The sequence below is a fragment of the Jilunia laotingensis genome (assembly GCF_014385165.1).
Classification (GTDB): Bacteria; Bacteroidota; Bacteroidia; order Bacteroidales; family Bacteroidaceae; genus Bacteroides; species Bacteroides laotingensis.
Genome location: NZ_JACRTF010000001.1, coordinates 253,531 through 271,034, shown reverse-complemented (window position 1 = coordinate 271,034; position 17,504 = coordinate 253,531). Strand labels below are relative to the sequence as shown.

The 17,504-nt window shown below is 41.5% G+C and carries 11 protein-coding genes; 4 read left to right on the top strand and 7 right to left on the bottom strand.

Features of this window, described 5'->3' with window-relative positions; genetic code table 11:
- Nucleotides 1–227: 227 nt before the first annotated feature.
- On the bottom strand, nucleotides 228–1,013 hold the full coding sequence (gene mazG / locus H8744_RS01210) for a nucleoside triphosphate pyrophosphohydrolase (RefSeq protein WP_262433091.1): 786 nt from the start codon (nucleotides 1,011–1,013) through the stop codon (nucleotides 228–230).
- Nucleotides 1,014–1,070: 57 nt separating this feature from the next.
- Nucleotides 1,071–2,153 (bottom strand): DUF3810 domain-containing protein, encoded by a 1,083-nt coding sequence (locus H8744_RS01205; protein ID WP_262433090.1) that lies wholly within the window; start codon nucleotides 2,151–2,153, stop codon nucleotides 1,071–1,073.
- A gap of 192 nt (nucleotides 2,154–2,345) precedes the next feature.
- Between H8744_RS01205 and H8744_RS01200 the strand changes: the two genes are divergently transcribed.
- Entirely contained in the window at nucleotides 2,346–4,973 is a 2,628-nt protein-coding gene (locus H8744_RS01200; RefSeq protein WP_262433089.1) for a valine--tRNA ligase, read from the top strand.
- A 110-nt stretch (nucleotides 4,974–5,083) separates the two neighbouring features.
- The gene (locus H8744_RS01195; RefSeq protein ID WP_262433088.1) at nucleotides 5,084–6,988 is read left to right on the top strand and encodes a sensor histidine kinase; all 1,905 of its coding nucleotides are present in this window, start codon (nucleotides 5,084–5,086) and stop codon (nucleotides 6,986–6,988) included.
- Between the two features lie 58 nt (nucleotides 6,989–7,046).
- Here H8744_RS01195 and H8744_RS01190 read toward each other — a convergent pair whose 3' ends face one another.
- From H8744_RS01190 to lnb, 5 genes are all read right to left on the bottom strand, one after another.
- On the bottom strand, nucleotides 7,047–7,493 hold the full coding sequence (locus tag H8744_RS01190) for a hypothetical protein (RefSeq protein WP_262433087.1): 447 nt from the start codon (nucleotides 7,491–7,493) through the stop codon (nucleotides 7,047–7,049).
- A 63-nt stretch (nucleotides 7,494–7,556) separates the two neighbouring features.
- Complete coding sequence (locus H8744_RS01185) at nucleotides 7,557–8,684, bottom strand: DUF6340 family protein (RefSeq protein WP_262433086.1); 1,128 nt, start codon at nucleotides 8,682–8,684, stop codon at nucleotides 7,557–7,559.
- Nucleotides 8,685–8,825: 141 nt separating this feature from the next.
- Nucleotides 8,826–12,146: a preprotein translocase subunit SecA gene (secA, locus tag H8744_RS01180; RefSeq protein ID WP_262433085.1), complete on the bottom strand. Its 3,321-nt coding sequence runs from the start codon at nucleotides 12,144–12,146 to the stop codon at nucleotides 8,826–8,828.
- A 49-nt stretch (nucleotides 12,147–12,195) separates the two neighbouring features.
- Complete coding sequence (locus H8744_RS01175; protein ID WP_262433084.1) at nucleotides 12,196–13,773, bottom strand: alkaline phosphatase family protein; 1,578 nt, start codon at nucleotides 13,771–13,773, stop codon at nucleotides 12,196–12,198.
- Nucleotides 13,770–14,975 (bottom strand): lipoprotein N-acyltransferase Lnb, encoded by a 1,206-nt coding sequence (lnb, locus tag H8744_RS01170; protein WP_262433083.1) that lies wholly within the window; start codon nucleotides 14,973–14,975, stop codon nucleotides 13,770–13,772. The genes H8744_RS01175 and lnb overlap by 4 nt, the downstream gene beginning before the upstream one ends.
- Before the next feature lie 1,332 nt (nucleotides 14,976–16,307).
- Between lnb and H8744_RS01165 the strand changes: the two genes are divergently transcribed.
- Together H8744_RS01165 and H8744_RS01160 are read left to right on the top strand one after the other, a co-directional pair.
- Nucleotides 16,308–16,871, top strand: a complete 564-nt coding sequence (locus tag H8744_RS01165; protein WP_262436250.1) for a UpxY family transcription antiterminator — start codon at nucleotides 16,308–16,310, stop codon at nucleotides 16,869–16,871.
- A gap of 140 nt (nucleotides 16,872–17,011) precedes the next feature.
- On the top strand, nucleotides 17,012–17,470 hold the full coding sequence (locus H8744_RS01160; protein WP_369411043.1) for a UpxZ family transcription anti-terminator antagonist: 459 nt from the start codon (nucleotides 17,012–17,014) through the stop codon (nucleotides 17,468–17,470).
- The last annotated feature ends 34 nt before the right edge of the window (nucleotides 17,471–17,504 follow it).

The following is a 17,504-nucleotide window of genomic DNA, read 5'->3' as shown; positions in this document are numbered from 1 at the left end:
GGAGGCCTTCCTCACCGATGAAGAGGTCGTTCATCACCGAGGTCGAAGCTCCTTGCTTTAATGCTTTATTATCAATCGGTTAACTCTATACCTTTTCGATGTTACGGTATGAAAGTGAGTGCTGTGATAATAAATATAAGTTTACACTTGATAGCGTCCTCCACCCTTTTTCCTTTCAATCTCCAGTTTGCGAGGATTTCAGGGTGAAGGAATATGAATGTAGCGGTCTATAATCCGAGACGTTTGGCTTCATTCCAGATTTTGTCCATTTCTTCGAGTGGCATCTCTTTCAGGTCTTTCCCTTCTTTAATGGTATGTTCCTCCAGATAATTAAAGCGACGGATGAATTTTTGGTTGGTAAGTTCCAGTGCGTTATCAGGATTGATCTTATACAGGCGTGCCGCATTGATGAGGCTGAACATCACATCTCCGAATTCTGCCTCTGCTTTTTCCTTATCCATATTGGCAACTTCTGCTTGAAATTCGGCTATTTCTTCTTTGACTTTTTCCCAAACCTGTTCTTTTTCTTCCCAGTCGAAACCCACGTTACGTGCCTTGTCTTGTATTCGGTAGGCCTTGATGAGAGAAGGGAGAGCCGACGGGACACCGCTCAATACACTTTTATTGCCATCTTTTTCTTTCAACTTCAACTGTTCCCAGTTTTCTGAAACTTGTCCTGCAGTTTCTGCTTTTACTTCTCCGAAGACATGAGGATGACGGAAAATGAGTTTCTCGCAAAGCTTGTCACAAACATCCTTTATATCAAAATCACCGGTTTCCGATCCTATTTTGGCATAAAAGCCTACGTGTAAGAGTACATCTCCCAGCTCCTTGCAGATATCTTTCTTATCTTCGCGCATCAGCGCGTCACAGAGTTCGTATGTCTCTTCGATGGTGTTGGGGCGCAAACTTTCATTGGTTTGTTTGCGATCCCACGGGCATTTCACCCGCAATTCGTCAAGTATGTCCAGGAAGCGTCCGAAAGCTTCCATTTGTTCTTGTCTTGAATGCATAATTATCTATTTTTGAATGATTGTTTTATAAATTGCCGAGGGACAGAAGGGGAGGCTTCAAGGTTGGCTCCTGTGAAGGTTGTCCCATTGTTCATAAGAAATCAATAGTCCGATTACTTCCGAATAATTTTTTCTGCCACTTTCTATCTTATTACCTTTTAGGTAAAGATCATAAATCCAATTCTGTATTTCGCCCACCAAGGGGTTGTATTTGGACATCCAGTATTCCTGATTGGCACGGGCTGTTTCAATGATTTCCGGTCGAATCCGGTTGTACAGTTCTTCGTATTCCTGTTCGCTCATCAACCTCCGGGCATTTCCGAGTACATGGTTCAGTAAGGAGAAGTAGCCGCTGAAACGAACGGACGGGTCTTTAGCACGTGTACAAATCAGATAAGCATAAAAGTTTGCTTCTGCTTCACTGGTAATGCCCAGTAGATGAGCCATCTCGTGCGTATATGTTGCAGGGTAGTTCAAAGGTAACAGGTCACCGTTCAATGTAAATTCGCAGAAGAAAGGCCCCATGCTGCCCGATACCCCTACCATAGAGATAAATGGAGTGAACAACATTGTTTTTACCCTCAGGTTGTCATAGGGTGGGCGGTGAACACCTAACGTGTCGCTGATCTGTTTGTAGCCCTCTACTGCAACCTCACGGACAAGTTCTTTATTTATTTCTTTTATATCGGTGTACGATTCATTCAACCGGTCTATGTAATTTTCGGTAAATGACTTAAAATGCTCCGGGGTATAGGCTGTGTAAGGAATCCCAGTACGTTCATAGAAGTTCTGTTGGGAATAGTTGAGTCCCCATGCCAGGTAGAACCAGACGTATACCCACAATAGAAATTCACCGTCGCGTAGCAGGATTTTCTTCCACGGTTGTTTCTTGATCCGTCCGTAAACCGGGTAGAATATTACACCGAGAATACTTAAGAAAATAAACAAATCACCTATGGCAAAGGGAAACAGGCGCGAGAATGAGGATAAACATAGAGATATGAGCGGATATATCGACCGCGCATAGAACTCTCCCAAGGAAGGGATCATCTGGGTCAATAAGACCAACAACAGCAAGATACCTAAAATGATGGAACGTATTGTAATCTTTTTACCATATATTGTTATGCCTCGTCTCATATATTGTTATGGGTCATTACATATATTGTTATAGGTTATTTCGTTTATTTCGCCTTAAAGGTTAGTATACTTTTAGGAAATAATCCGGCAAAGGTATCGATTTCTTTTATTGCAAGTATCATTTAAAGCGTTTTATTTATTACTTTTGCACCCATTATTTCGCAATAAATTAAATATATAGATAAGTATAACATGGAATTAGCAAGTAAGTACAATCCCGCCGACGTTGAGGGAAAGTGGTATCAGTATTGGTTAGATCACAAATTATTCAGTTCTAAACCCGATGGACGTGAGCCTTACACCATCGTCATTCCACCGCCTAACGTCACTGGTGTGTTACACATGGGACACATGCTTAATAATACCATTCAGGATATTCTTGTTCGTCGTGCCCGTATGGAAGGCAAAAATGCCTGCTGGGTGCCGGGAACCGATCATGCATCCATCGCTACGGAGGCGAAAGTTGTAAATAAACTCGCTGCGGCAGGGATTAAGAAAACAGACCTGTCACGTGACGAATTCCTCAAACATGCCTGGGCATGGACGGAAGAACACGGTGGAATCATCTTAAAACAGCTGCGCAAGCTCGGTGCTTCCTGTGACTGGGATCGTACGGCTTTTACAATGGATGAGAAACGTAGTGAAAGCGTGTTGAAGGTTTTTGTCGATCTTTATAACAAAGGATTGATCTATCGGGGCGTACGCATGGTCAACTGGGATCCCAAAGCTCTGACTGCTCTTTCCGATGAAGAGGTGATCTATAAAGAGGAACACGGTAAACTCTACTATCTGAGATATAAGATTGAAGGAGAGGATGGCTATGCAGTCGTTGCTACCACCCGTCCGGAAACGATTATGGGTGATACGGCTATGTGTATCAATCCGAATGATCCGAAGAATCAGCACCTGAAAGGTAAAAAAGTCATTGTTCCGCTTGTAGGACGTGTCATCCCGGTTATTGAAGATGATTATGTGGACATTGAATTCGGGACGGGTTGCTTGAAAGTGACTCCGGCTCACGATGTGAACGACTATATGTTGGGCGAGAAATATAACTTGCCGAGCATCGACATCTTCAATGATAACGGAACTTTGAGCGAAGCTGCCGGAATGTATGTCGGTCAGGATCGTTTCGATGTTCGTAAACAGATCGAGAAAGATCTTGAAGCAGCCGGCCTGCTCGAGAAAACGGAAGCTTATACCAATAAAGTGGGTTATTCTGAACGGACGAACGTAGTCATTGAACCGAAATTGTCGATGCAGTGGTTCCTAAAAATGGAACATCTGGCTAAGATTGCCCTTGAACCGGTAATGGCAGATGATATAAAATTCTATCCGGCAAAATACAAAAATACGTATCGCCACTGGATGGAGAACATTAAAGACTGGTGCATCAGTCGTCAGTTGTGGTGGGGACACCGCATTCCGGCTTACTTCCTTCCGGAAGGTGGTTATGTAGTGGCCGTGACGGACGAAGAGGCTTTGAAGCTAGCTAAAGAGAAAACAGGAAATGATGCTTTGACTATGGCCGATCTTCGTCAGGATGAAGACTGTCTGGATACTTGGTTCTCTTCCTGGTTATGGCCGATTTCGCTGTTTGATGGCATCAATAACCCGGGTAACGAGGAAATCAAATATTATTACCCCACAAGCGATCTTGTGACCGGTCCGGATATCATCTTCTTCTGGGTGGCACGCATGATCATGGCAGGTTATGAATATGAGGGTGAGATGCCGTTCAAAAATGTATACTTCACGGGTATTGTCCGTGATAAGCTGGGACGCAAGATGTCCAAATCTCTGGGTAATTCACCCGATCCTTTGGAGCTGATAGAAAAATACGGTGCAGACGGAGTACGCATGGGGATGATGCTGTCAGCGCCTGCCGGGAACGATATCTTGTTTGACGATGCTTTGTGCGAACAAGGACGTAATTTCTGTAACAAGATATGGAATGCTTTCCGTTTGATCAAAGGTTGGACGGTGGCAGAGGAGGTGGAAATTCCTGATGATGCCCGTATGGCTGTGAAGTGGATGGACATGAAACTAAATGCAGCTTCCCTTGAAGTAGCCGATTTGTTAAGCAAGTATCGTCTGAGTGAGGCTTTGATGGTGATTTATAAACTGTTCTGGGATGAATTCTCTTCTTGGTTGCTTGAGATCGTGAAACCGGGATACGGTCAACCGATCAATGCTTATGTTTATAATATGACCTTGAATGCTTTTGAGCGTTTACTTACGCTGCTTCATCCGTTCATGCCTTTCATAACAGAGGAACTGTGGCAGCAATTACGTGAACGTAAATCCGGTGAAAGCTTGATGGTTTCTCTTCTGCAAAAGCCGGGTGAAGTTGACGAAACATTCGTTCAGCAATTTGAAATGGCGAAAGAGGTGATTACCAATATCCGCTCCATTCGTATGCAAAAGAACATCGCTTTGAAAGAGGCATTGGAATTGCAGGTAGTGGGACAGAACCCGGTAGAAAACATGGAGCCGGTGATCAGAAAGATGGGTAATCTTTCCGCCATAACCGTCGTGGAGACCAAAGCAGACGGTGCGGCATCGTTTATGATCGGGACTACGGAGTTTGCCGTTCCATTGGGAAATATGATCGATGTAGAAGCGGAAATAGCTCGTATGGAAGTAGAATTGAAACATAAACAAGGCTTTTTGCAGGGAGTTCTCAAGAAATTGAGCAATGAGAAGTTTGTAAGCAATGCCCCGGCTGCCGTTATCGAACTGGAACGTAAGAAACAGGCCGATGCGGAAAGTATTATCAAATCATTGCAGGAAAGTATAGAAGCTTTGAAGAAAGCCTAAAAATAAATCGTTGTTATAAAAAAGAGCAGGAGGTATCTCATATATTGTGAGTTATCTCCTGTTTTTATTAAAAATAATAATATCTTTGTCATCGTTCTAAAAAACATGGAATGAAACACACAACTTTATTGTTTATCTTACTTTTCTTCTTATTGCTTGGAGGAAGAACGTACTTGTATGCTTCCGGTAACGGAGGTTCTGGAAATGAAGTTTTGTTTATCAATTCCATAAATTTCAATTTACCTTGGGCAAAGAACTTATATTGGCAGGTTCATGATGAGTTGATAAAGAATGGCATTCGGGTGAAAGCAGAATCCTTGTCCGTCCCCGCAATCAGGACAGTGAGTGAAGTGGAGGGAATATTGAACCATTTGAAGGAGAAATATCCTTTGCCTCCCAAGCTGGTAGTGTTTATTGGTGATCCGGCTTGGATGGTATGCCGGGAGCTGTTTGATGATGTTTGGAAAGATGCTCCTGTCATAGTCACAAACACCCGGGATATTCTGCCGGCCTCACTGGATATACTTCTAGCACACGAGCCTTTGACAGCGGATAATTCCGTGCCCGCCTCCGTATGGCGGAAAGGGTATAATCTGACCTATCTTAGCCAAGTGTATTATGTGAAAGAGACTATTGACCTGATGCGTCAGTTGATGCCGGAAATGAAAAAGATTGCCTTTATTTCCGATGACCGTTATATCAGTGACATGGTACGTTCGGATGTGGAGAATACGATTGAGAATTTCTATCCTGATATTGAGCTGCAACAACTGTCCACGGTACATATCACAACGGAGATGCTTTTGGACACCTTACGCGGGTACGACCGGGCGACAGGACTGATCTATTACTCTTGGTTTGAGTCGCATAACCGGAATGATAACAATTACCTTTTTGACCATTTGCAGGAGATTATATCTAATTTCACCCACACTCCTTTATTTCTGCTTGCCGACGAGGATTTGTCGAAAGATACATTTGCAGGCGGGTATTACGTCTCTTCCGGTTCATTCGCACAGGCATTATTGTCATTGATTTATCGGGTTCAGGGTGGCGAAGCCCCAAGGGATATTCCAGGAGTGGACGGAGGGATACCTTCCGCTAATTTGTGTTATCCGGTATTGCAGAATTTTAATATACCTGTTTCTCTCTATCCCTCTGACGCAATTTATATAAACAAGCCTCAACCACTGCTTAAACAATATCAGATAGAGATTGTATGGTCGGTGTCCATCTTTTTGTTGGTGCTGGGAGCTGTTGCCTTTTATATTTATATTCTAAAGAAGACCCATCACCGACTGAAGGAAGCCAAGGAAGAGGCGGAACAGGCCAATCGGTTGAAATCGGCTTTTCTCGCTAATATGAGCCATGAGATCCGTACTCCATTAAATTCTATCGTAGGTTTTTCTAATTTACTTCCTCACGTAGATAGCAAGGAAGAGATGGAGGAGTACATCGGCATTATTGAGAATAATACGGAGCTACTATTGCAGCTTATTAACGATATTCTCGATATGGCGAAGATTGAGGCCGGAACTTATGACTTTCATGAGACGTGGGTAGATGTAAACCAAGTTATGGAAGATATTGAGAGGAGTGCGAAGTTGAGAATAAAAAATGACGCTGTAACATTGCTTTTTGATGAACGTCTGCCGCAATGTACCGTCTATACGGATAAAAACAGGTTGACGCAGGTGATTACGAATTTTGTAACCAATGCTATAAAATTTACGAAGGAAGGTAGCATTCGGATAGGATATCGTCTAAAGGATAAAAATACGCTGTTCTTTTACGTTGCCGACACAGGTTGCGGCATGTCTCGTGAACAATGTAACCATGTTTTCGACCGATTTATTAAATTTAATCCTTTTATACAAGGTACCGGTCTTGGACTCTCTATCTGTAAAATGCTGGTAGAAAAACATGGAGGACGGATAGGTGTTGATTCTGTGGAAGGAAAAGGTTCTACGTTTTGGTTTACGATGGAATATGATAAGGACTCTTCTCCAAAATAAATCCCTTATACGGATGGGCGCATAAGGGAAATTTTGATCTGCTTTTATGGCTTATGAATTACTTTTCCAACAACTCTTTTAAAAATTCATCCAGCTCTTTATCCAATCCTTTCAATAATTCATCGTCCACCAGTAAAGTATCGTCGTCTATTAAAAGGAGTTCGGTGATTGTCTCCTTCTCATCGTCTACCAGCACGAAAGAGTAAGGTTTCAGAATGGTTAGCTTATCAAAATCACCACCGTCTTTCATGCGGCAGAGAATCGAGCGTAGGATACGTTCTATGTTTTCGTAGAAATCATCATCTTCGTACGTTGCCCATTCCTCGATGGTTGTATTGACAAGTTCTTCATCTTCGTCATCGAAAATGTAGAGTTCACCTGAATTCTGGTTGGGTTGTATATGGATATCTGTAACATGGGTCTGCTCGCAGCCGCAAGTATACTTGGCAACTGCTTTCCGGATGGCCGATTCGATTACAGATTGTATTTGTTGACTTAGTTTCATGGGACTTCCTCTTTATATTCAGTTCAAAGGTATAAAAAAAATATTTACCTGCATATGATTTTATTAAAAATCATCATTAAATCGGCTCATTTGCATATTTAATGTGGCTAAACCTGCCTTTCGTTCTTGTAATTCTTCTAGGTAGAAGGTGGTCATCATGAATTTGGGAATGTCGTTAATGTCAATTCTTTCTTTAGATCTTTCATCCATATTCTCCATTTTACCTGCTAAGTCTTGTGCGTTTTTTGCCCAGGTTATGGCTTGCTCGATGTCGTCCTTGGTTTCATAATAGAGGGCTATATTAAGAGCGGCATGCATTTTATTCTTATCTTTTTTGGAATTTTTGAAGGTGCGTTCCCAAAGTTTCAAAGCTTTGTCCCAGGAATTTCTATGAACATAGGATGCAGCATCGCGCATGTCTACTGATCCGTTGGTGTACAGGGTTCGCATGGCGGATTTCCAATAGGGCAAGAGATGTTTTACTGGAATTGTACCGGCAAACTCAGATGCTTCTGCAATCATATCTTGTTCCTTTATTAGATGGGCATGCAAAAATGATACTTCTTTTACGGAATGGATATTATATGCATCCTCAGTTTGGTATTCTTCCCAAAAAATGCTGTCTTTGGGATTTAAAGTTAACATTGGCCCTTTTCTGTTTGGCAAATATATTTTTAGGGTGGGATGAACTTGCAGATCGATACTTCCATAGTAACATCTGAATTCACGGAGGTACTGAATTACTTTGGTGGCCTTTAGTTGAAGATTTTCAAGGGAAATCAATAAGTCCGCATTCAATTGAGTGGTTAATTCTTTTACTTCTTCTTGGCTGAGAGTAGATTCGCGTGCAGATTTATCATTTGCACGTAGGGCGGAATCACAAATAATTACTTCTTCGAAATAGTTACCTTGCGCAATAGATTCTGCTAATGATTCGGTAGCTATTTTGGCATCTCCATTATAATATACCACATCTCGGGCTATTTCTCCATCTTTTTTAGACGAGTCAGATTTGATCAATTTGTTTTCAGGAGTCTCACTCATATTATTTACAATGGCTACCCGGCGTAATTCAGAAGGAAAACTAACTTCTGCAGGCACCAAATAATCGATAGGCATTTGTCTCGTCGTTTGGCATGCGCTTAATGTCAGACAAACGATGACTAAAGAGAAGAAAGAATATTTTGCCATAGTTTATTTCTTTATTTAGCAAAAATACGATTTTGTACCAATAAAAAAAGGCTCCGAACAATATTTAACTGTTCAGAGCCATCTTTTGGGGAAGGAAGAGGAGAGAAGGCTTAGTTCTTTCATCTTCCTTCTTGATTCTTTTTACGCTTTTCCGTGGCAGTTCTTGTATTTTTTGCCACTACCGCACGGACAAGGATCGTTACGTCCTACTGTTTTTTCAGCGCGGATAGGTTCACGTTTTTGTTGTTCGCGAGTATCCTGTTGAGCTGCAGCTTGTTGATTGGGATCATTCAGATCTTGTTTTTGTTCGCGGTATTTGCTCATATCCTGACGGCTTTCGGGGGCAGCTTGACGTACTTCCACACGACGCTGTTCCGGTTGTTCGGGCGCTTCCTGTACAGGTATTTGTCCGCGCATTAGGATAGATACTGTCTGGTTGTTGATCTTGTTTACCATTGTATCGAACAAATTTACGGATTCCAACTTATAGATCAACAACGGGTCTTTCTGCTCGTAACTTGCATTCTGCACAGAATGTTTCAATTCATCCAGTTCACGAAGGTTTTCTTTCCATGATTCATCGATAACGTGGAGTAAGATTGACTTCTCGAATGATTTTACGACCTCTTTGGATTCAGTTTCATAAGCGGTTTTCAAGTTGCAGGAGATATTATACATCCGTTTACCATCTGTGATAGGTATCAGAATGTTTTCGTACATGTGTCCTTGGTTTTCATATACTTGCTTGATAACCGGATTGGCGATTTGTGCCAAGCGTTCCGTTTTACGTTTGAAGTTGGCCATCGCTGCATCGAAAGTTCTATCAGCGAGACTTTCTTTCTTTTCATTCCGGAACTCTTCTTCTGTGAACGGTGCATCCATTGCCAATGTATGGAGAAGGTCGAGTTTGCAATCTTCATATTCCGCATTGTTTTCAACAGCGGCAACGCAACGGTCCCAGATCATGTTGACGATATCCATGCCTATACGTTCGCCCATCAAGGCGTGACGGCGTTTTGTATAAACAACAGTACGTTGTTTGTTCATAACGTCATCGTATTCCAACAGACGTTTACGGATACCGAAGTTATTCTCTTCCACTTTCTTTTGTGCGCGTTCAATAGAGTTTGAAATCATCTTATGTTCGATCATTTCTCCTTCTTGGAATCCTAATTTATCCATTACGCTTGCGATACGGTCGGAAGAGAAGAGGCGCATCAAGTCATCTTCGAGTGAAACAAAGAATACGGATGAACCCGGGTCGCCTTGTCGTCCCGCACGACCACGTAACTGGCGGTCTACACGGCGTGATTCGTGACGTTCGGTACCGATGATTGCTAAACCACCGGCTTTCTTCACTTCCGGACTTAGCTTGATATCCGTACCACGACCTGCCATATTGGTAGCAATAGTCACTGTTCCGCTCAGACCAGCTTTCGCTACGATGTCTGCTTCTCTTTGGTGTAATTTAGCATTCAATACATTATGCTCAATCTTACGCATGCTCAGCATCTTGCTCAGCATTTCGGAGATTTCGACAGAAGTGGTACCGACCAAAACGGGTCTACCTGCATTGACCAAGCTCTCGATCTCTTCGATGACTGCTTTGTACTTTTCGCGTTTTGTTTTGTAAACACGGTCGTTCATGTCTTTACGGGCAATCGGACGGTTGGTCGGGATTACCACAACATCCAGTTTGTAGATGTCCCAGAGTTCGCCTGCTTCTGTTTCGGCTGTACCGGTCATACCCGAAAGTTTATGGTACATACGGAAGTAGTTTTGCAGCGTAATGGTTGCAAAAGTTTGGGTGGCAGCTTCTACTTTCACACGTTCTTTTGCTTCGATGGCCTGATGGAGTCCGTCGGAATAACGGCGTCCTTCCATGATACGTCCTGTCTGTTCGTCTACAATCTTAACCTGTCCGTCTATCACAACATATTCATCGTCCTTTTCGAACATGGTATATGCTTTCAACAGTTGGTTGATGGTATGTACGCGTTCAGATTTGATCGCGTAGTTGTTCAATAAGGCATCTTTCTTTTCCAGTTTCTGTTCATCGGACAGATCATGTTCATTTTCCAGTTCTGAAAGTTGGGCTGCGATATCGGGAAGAACAAATAATGTAGGATCGTCAGAATTGCCTGTGATAAGGTCGACACCTTTGTCTGTAAGGTCAACGCTGTTCAATTTCTCATCGATAACAAAGTACAACGGGTCTGTAGCCTCATGCATGCGTTTGTTATTCTGCTCCATGTAGATTTCTTCTGTTTTCAGCATGCCGGCTTTGATTCCCTGTTCACTGAGGAATTTAATCAGAGCTTTGTTTTTAGGCAATGCTTTATGGCTGCGGAACAGAGCTAAGAATCCTTCTTCCACATCTTTCTTGTTGTCGGAGGCAATCAATCTTTTAGCATCTGTCAGGTACTTGGTAGCCAAAACTTTTTGGGCTTCTACCAAACGTTCTACCATCGGGCAAAGAGCTTCGAAAAGCTGGTCTTCCCCCTTAGGTACGGGACCGGAAATGATCAACGGTGTACGGGCATCATCGATCAATACGGAGTCCACCTCATCGACAATGGCATAGTTATGTTGACGCTGTACAAGGTCTTTAGGGCTGATGGCCATGTTGTCGCGCAGATAGTCGAAGCCGAATTCATTATTCGTACCGAATGTAATATCTGCCAGATAAGCCTGACGACGGGCATCGGAGTTTGGCTGGTGCCTGTCGATACAATCGACACTCAGTCCGTGGAACATATAAAGCGGTCCCATCCATTCCGAGTCACGTTTTGCCAGATAGTCGTTCACGGTTACAACATGAACCCCATTGCCGGTTAAAGCGTTGAGGAATACAGGCAAGGTTGCTACCAATGTCTTACCTTCACCTGTTGCCATTTCGGCAATTTTACCTTTGTGGAGAACCACACCACCGAACAGCTGCACATCATAATGGATCATATTCCATACAGTGTCGTTTCCTCCTGCTACCCAATGGTTCTGATAAATGGCTTTGTCTCCTTCAATGCGGACAAAGTCTTTAGTGGCAGCTAAAGTACGGTCGAAATCAGTGGCAGTTACCACTACTTCTTCGTTTTCAGCAAACCGTCTGGCGGTATCTTTTACAATAGAGAAAGCGACTGGCAACACTTCGTCCAGTGCTTTTTCATATATTTCGAGAATTTCTTTTTCCAGTTTGTCGATCTGAGCGAAAACATCTTCACGATCTTCCAACTCCAAAGACTCTATGCTCGCTTTCAATTCTTCTACTTTAGCACGTTCTTTTGTAGCAGAGTCGTAGATGTATTGTTTTAGTTCCTGTGTCTTGGCACGAAGTCCGTCATTGTCCAATTTCTCAACCTCCGGGTATGCAGCTTTAATCTTGTCTACCCAGGGCTGAATTTCTTTCATGTCTCGTGTGGATTTGTTTCCAAAGATCGAGCTTAAAAATTCATTAAATCCCATGTGTTTATTATTTTTTATTTATTATTTGCTAATTGAATAAGGTGAGTATTCACCTGATGGTAAGAGGTGTTTTTGTGCAGGCATTGGGAGCCCGTATTCTCATTGTATGAGCCAGTGTAGGCGCAATATGATCAACGGTAACAGGTGTTTCTATTACCTCCGGTCTCACTGTGTTTCCAAAAAATACGAGTGGAGCCGGTATATGTGCATTACGAATGATCTTATTTTCCGAAGGATTGGTTTCGTTCATTACCGTCCATCCGGGAAGGACATCGATCAGTAGATCTCCTGAGCGTTTGCGGTGGAATCCGTTACGGATCATGTGGATTTCAGGGGTCCATGCACCTAATAACAAACGATGCATTGAGTATGCTTCGTTCACACCGCTGAATTGTACTAGAAAGTCGGCTGCCTTATTCTGTATTTCGGTCAGATCCAGTTGTTTCTGTTCGATCAGTTTGTGATTGAGATAGATCTGTTGGTCATAATAGGCCTCTACATATTGCCCTTCACCGTATGAAGCCATCAGATACATGTTTAATAATGCTGCACAGCGGTTCAAATGAAATTCTCCTCCCGGAATGCGATAAATCCCGTGGTCGGCGGACTCTGTATCTACATACCCGGTAGAAGTGATGCAGAAAAGTACATTCTGAAGCCCGATTTTCTTATCGACCATCTCCAATAGGTTGGCGATGCTACGGTCCAGACGTACATACGTGTCTTGCAATTCCATGGCGCACTCTTGTGAAGTCTTATGGGCATAATTGCCTGCATAATACATCAATGAGAGCATGTCCGGTATATCATCTTTACCGATATTACTTTTATCCAGCAGTACCTCTGTCAATGAGTTTACTTCATCATTAACGAACGGGCTAGCTATTAACCGGCGGAATTTGTTTCTCCGGTCATCATCAAATTTATATTTGAAAGCATCCTCCCTCCATTCCGGAAGATAGACATATTTGTCTACCGGATGTACTGGTGTCCATACGATATTTCCTATACGGAAATCGATGGCTTGTCGATCATTATATTCGCTGACCCACCAAGGGAATTCAGAATAGTAAGTGGTGCTACACCATTTTCCGGTATTGCTGTTTAGCCAAAATGCTCCGTTTCCTGCATGACCTGCTGCAAATATGGCAGCATCGCGGAAAGGAGCGATGGCATATACCAAACCTTTATTGCGGGTGGCTATTTTAAGTTCATCGGCTATTGTAGAAGTGAGTAATAAGGCTGGGGAACTGTTTTCATCCGTATAATTACCCATAAATGCAGGGTCGTCTACGCAACTTGTCGGTCTTAAAGTAGAAGCATCCAACCATTGATTGCCTACAATGCCATTCATGGAAGGCGTTGTGCCGCTATAAATGGCGGCAACGGCGGATGCTCGGTCTACTCGGTTGAAATTATATTCGGCATTACGAAAAACTTTTCCCTCTTTCCAAAGCCTTTTAAATCCTTTTTCACCATATAGGGTAGAAAATGCTTCCAAATAATCTGTACGCAACTGGTCGATCGTCAGTCCTATTACCAGTTTGGGGGTAGACGCGGGAAGCGGCTGGGCTTGCAGTCCGGTAATAGTTAATACTGTTATTATGGAAGTCAGTAATCCTTTCATTTTGTTTTTTTATAAGTCAGAATGAGATTGCTTGCAGAACGTATCAGCAAACAGAGTGCCAAAGGTACGACAGCTAAATCAATTCTTTGCGGTATTAGCGGAAAAAGCACTATAAAAAGTGTTAAAACGACGCAGTTCGCAACATTGTACCAGCATTTTCTTCCTTTTCTGGCAGCATTTACAATGATTGGGAGGAAGATCAGATGCCCGGGTTGAAATACAAAAAGCAAGTAATTGTGACTTACAGCCGGGTGTTGGGAGAAAAGTGCAAGGAACGTAATTACACAACCGGCAATTCCTGCAGTTCCGAATAATGCCAAGTCTAATCCCCAAAGCCCCTTCTTTTTCCTTATGCCATATATGGTAGCTATTGTTACTATAATGAATAATAGCAGGGCACATCTCATAGGAGTCAGGAGGTTCATGATGTCGAATTTGGTAGGGGATGAGTCGGTGTCTTCACAATCGATGATTATTCGCGAGTCCGATACCAGTTTTCTCTCTTTTCCATTGTTTATGATTTTAGCCCTTTGAAAGTCATTCTTCAGATAAAACGGGACAAACATCATTTGTCTGTTTGTGATCGGGCGATCTGCTTCGCTCCCTATACAAAAGTCGATGCCGAATTGTGACCAAGGATGTCCTTTCGTATATTGATGTACAATGTCACGAAAGGATTTGGTGTGGTTTCTGTCTGAAAAATCATAGCTTATTTTTCCTTCGATGCTTTCTTCTATTTTATCCCGAGGACGGGTAGCGCAGTTGTCATAAAAGAAATTATACCGGTATGTCCGGTTCTCGGGCCGGCAATTTTCTTCCAGCAGATATAGCAACTTTCCCTTTTCTTCCGGCAGTAGGTTTAGTGTTTGTTGCCACACACTACGTTCTTCGTAGTCGTATTCAGCAGCAAAACGGTCGTAGGAGGTTACTCCAAGAATATAATCTGTTTCACCCAAAGCAAACCTAAGTATAAAATTGGGAGTATTGAAGCTGAAAAGACCATAGTTGAAGACGTAATCGATCCCTTTTGCCGGTTCCTCATAACGTATAGCTGTGTGCCCAAAGAGGGAATAAATTTCTTCTCCGGGGGCGCAAGTCAATAAGCTGATTCGTACCGAGTCGTTGGTTGTATCTTTTGTCTGATTTGCCTGAGCAGAAAAGCAAAAGAGAAATAGTACGAATAGTATTTTTATTTTCCTCATATTGAAGACTTTTTAGATCGTAATTGTAACTTTTGCATTTTTGATAGGATCAAATAAGTGTATGTTGAGTCTTCGAATCATAGTTGTTACTTTGGCGACAAAGATAGTTATATTCAGATGGATAACAAAATATTTGGTGATTTCTGTGGATATTTTTTCTTCTCCTATGCATGCTTCTTTTCAAAAGTATATGCTTCTGTTTTGTGGAATTGGAGCATATGACTCTAGCTAGTGGGATGGAAAATAAGAGAAATCTGTTTTGTCTTTATTTATAATAAACTACTAATATGCATATCAATATGTTCTTATTTCACCTTTATTGCTAACTGACATTATTTTAAAAATGTAGAATTAACTTCTGTAAAGGCAGTTATTAAGGTCAAAAAGCCATAAAATGCAGATGAAATAGCCTTAGTTGTCGGCTTGGATAGCTATATTTATCGGCTTAAGTATCCTTTCTTAACAGATTGGATAATAATAACCAACGCGTAAAGTTACTATTTTTAGCAAATGGAATAACTATTTCTATTAAAATGAAGTTCAATTTATCTGAAAAAGCATTTTTTTTACCTCTATATTGCTCTATTTGCCTCCTTTGGATGAAGCGTTTCCTTTTGATAAAAAGTTGTAATAAATTTCTATGGGAATGCATTTCGAAAGAATAGCAGGATAAATAAAGCTTTATGTAATCTATCTGCGCATTTCCCGGATAATCTGAAAAATGCATATTGCTTTATACTGCGTTTTTTACAATCAAGTTGGTCAATGGTCGGAAAAACGCGACTCATTACATGTGATTAAATCACATTGTCAAAATGATAATGTGATTTAGATCCTGTTTAAATTTAGCTCAGCCTTGTTTTGAAAGTTCTTTTTGAGGAAAATTAAAACAGGCTCTTTGTATTTCGAGAATCATTAGTAAGTCGTTGTACATTGGTTAAACCGACACTGATTCTTTTTAACCGAACAGATGAATGAGAAAGTGGTTTAAAATGCTTAATATTATGAAGTTATATAGCACCTCCGATGTTATTTAGTTAATGTCCGGCATTAATTTATTAGGAATTATTTTGTACATCCAAAAATACTCTATACATTTGCACTGTTGAAACGAATATTCATTGAGATCGTATTTATTTTGATTAGTTCGTTTATAACAGTTTAGTGATTATCATATTTATTGAAATGGAAAGTATCCGATACTTTCAAATCCTATCTTCCTGGTTTAAGGAGATTATAAACGGATTTTATGTATATCACGCTACAGATGAAGAATCTTAAATACTTGATCGACAGGTGTAACTTTCTGTCGGTGTCCCCCAATAATATCATATTGTGAATTCTGCTGAAAAGTTTTGGTATGCCCTTCGCATAACCTATAGTCGGGAGTTGGCTTTGAAAAACTATCTTGATACTGAAAAGGTAGAAAATTTCTTGCCTATGCGCTATGAGTATGTATTTAGAGGGGAACGTAAAATCCGTAAGCTGGTTCCGGTAATTCATAATCTCATTTTTGTGCGTTTATCGCGTAAGGAAATGGATGAGTTGAAAGCTACTGTAGGCGAACGTCTTCCCATTCGATATATTATGGATCGAGAGACACGCCAACCCATAATTATCCCTGATGTCCAAATGCGTAATTTTATAGCTGTTGCCGGATCCTATGACCAGCAAGTTATTTATTTGGATCCTACGATAACTTCCTTTAAAAAAGGAGATCGAGTTCGTGTCACCGGTGGTATATTTAACGGAGTTGAAGGTTATTTCCTCCGAATTAAAGGTGATCGCCGTGTGGTTGTAGCTATCGAAGGACTGATGGCTGTTGCTACGGCATATATTCATCCATCGCTCGTTGAACCAATTTTGCCTGATCCTACTGATCAAAAAAATAAATAATTCTATTTGCTATTCGTTAGTATTTCTTGAACCTTATTCCGGATAAGAGATTGGATTGTTGACAGTCCGTAGTACACCATTCCTTGTTTTCTATAGACACTTTTATAAATAGCAGATAGTAAATAAAAATTGTAAATATCATCATGTCTTTACAACCAGAAATTGACGCTTTATGCGAAGCGGCCAATAGGCTTCTTCGTTTAGGTTTGGATGGTACCCCCATCTATACTGATTCTTTCCGTGAACTTAATGCTGATGTCTATCGCCAGTCAGAAACTCTTTTTCGCAAGACGGCCTCTTCTGATATTGAAGAAGCTGCCCTTTGCAAAGCCCTATTAATGGGATACAGTGCGACGATTTATAATCATGGCGATAAAGATAAGAAAATCCAATTGGTATTAGATTGCAGTTGGAATGTCCTGGATCGATTACCGGCTTCATTGCTTAAGTGTCAGTTATTGGTAGCCTGCTATGCCGAAGTTCCGGAAGAGGAATTAGCAAAAGAAGCACATGCGATCATTGATAGTTGGAATGGTAAAGAATTGACTTTGGAAGAGAGTGAAGTAATTGAGAGATTACAGTTGCTGGAAGAAGATTAAAATGAATAGGGATAGGTAGTGTAATGAGTGCTTG

Bases quoted from the DNA above. Each gene is read 5' to 3' on its own strand.
- secA (WP_262433085.1), bottom strand. From the start codon at position 12,146: ATGGGATTTAATGAATTTTTAAGCTCGATCTTTGGAAACAAATCCACA.
- H8744_RS01200 (WP_262433089.1), top strand. From the start codon at position 2,346: ATGGAATTAGCAAGTAAGTACAATCCCGCCGACGTTGAGGGAAAGTGG.
- mazG (WP_262433091.1), bottom strand. From the start codon at position 1,013: ATGCATTCAAGACAAGAACAAATGGAAGCTTTCGGACGCTTCCTGGAC.
- H8744_RS01175 (WP_262433084.1), bottom strand. From the start codon at position 13,773: ATGAAAGGATTACTGACTTCCATAATAACAGTATTAACTATTACCGGA.
- lnb (WP_262433083.1), bottom strand. From the start codon at position 14,975: ATGAGGAAAATAAAAATACTATTCGTACTATTTCTCTTTTGCTTTTCT.
- H8744_RS01190 (WP_262433087.1), bottom strand. From the start codon at position 7,493: ATGAAACTAAGTCAACAAATACAATCTGTAATCGAATCGGCCATCCGG.
- H8744_RS01185 (WP_262433086.1), bottom strand. From the start codon at position 8,684: ATGGCAAAATATTCTTTCTTCTCTTTAGTCATCGTTTGTCTGACATTA.
- H8744_RS01205 (WP_262433090.1), bottom strand. From the start codon at position 2,153: ATGAGACGAGGCATAACAATATATGGTAAAAAGATTACAATACGTTCC.
- H8744_RS01195 (WP_262433088.1), top strand. From the start codon at position 5,084: ATGAAACACACAACTTTATTGTTTATCTTACTTTTCTTCTTATTGCTT.